This window comes from Burkholderia territorii (genome assembly GCF_902833055.1).
GTDB lineage: Bacteria > Pseudomonadota > Gammaproteobacteria > Burkholderiales > Burkholderiaceae > Burkholderia > Burkholderia territorii.
This window is the reverse complement of record NZ_CADFEJ010000056.1, coordinates 1-938: the sequence shown is the minus strand read 5'-3', so window position 1 is coordinate 938 and position 938 is coordinate 1. Positions and strand designations below refer to the sequence as shown.

At 64.9% G+C, this 938-nt stretch carries 1 protein-coding gene; it reads right to left on the bottom strand.

What is annotated here, in order from left to right; translation table 11 throughout:
- Positions 1-938, bottom strand: a 938-nt coding sequence (gene glyA, locus HW466_RS30940) for a serine hydroxymethyltransferase (protein ID WP_081085093.1), incomplete at both ends; no start/stop codon positions are given.

The window sequence follows — 938 nt, the reverse complement described above, 5'->3', positions numbered from 1 at the left end:
CGAATCCCGCTCGTCACGAACGGCTTTTCCGGATCGTTCGGGATCGCGTTCTTGTTCACCGTGATGTGTGCCGCGCCCAGCGCCGCTTCCGCTGCCTTGCCCGTGATGTGCTTCGCGCGCAGGTCCACCAGCATCACGTGGCTTTCCGTACGCCCCGACACGATTCGCAGCCCGCGCTTGACCAGCGTCTCGGCCAGCACCCGCGCGTTCTCGACCACCTTTGCCTGGTAAGCCTTGAATTCCGGCGACAGCGCTTCCTTGAACGCCACCGCCTTCGCCGCGATCACGTGCATCAGCGGCCCGCCCTGGATGCCCGGGAAGATCGCCGAGTTGATCTGCTTCTCGTACTCCGCCTTCATCAGGATCACGCCGCCGCGCGGCCCGCGCAGGCTCTTGTGCGTCGTCGTCGTCACGAAGTCCGCGTGCGGCACCGGGTTCGGATACACGCCCGCCGCGATCAGGCCCGCGTAGTGCGCCATGTCGACCATCAGGTACGCACCGACCGACTTCGCGATCTTCGCCAGACGCTCGAAGTCGATCTTCAGCGCGAATGCCGACGCGCCCGCCACGATCAGCTTCGGCTTGTGTTCGTTCGCCAGTTTCTCGGCCGCGTCGTAGTCGATGTCTTCGTTTTCGTTCAGGCCGTAACTCACGACGTTGAACCACTTGCCGGACATGTTCACCGGCGAGCCGTGCGTCAGGTGCCCGCCGTGCGCGAGGCTCATGCCCATGATCGTGTCGCCCGGCTTGAGCATCGCGAAGAACACGCCCTGGTTCGCCTGCGAGCCCGAGTTCGGCTGCACGTTCGCGGCTTCCGCGCCGAACAGCTGCTTCACGCGGTCGATCGCCAGTTGCTCCACCACGTCGACGTACTCGCAGCCGCCGTAGTAACGCTTGCCCGGATACCCTTCCGCGTACTTGTTCGTGAGCTGCGAGCC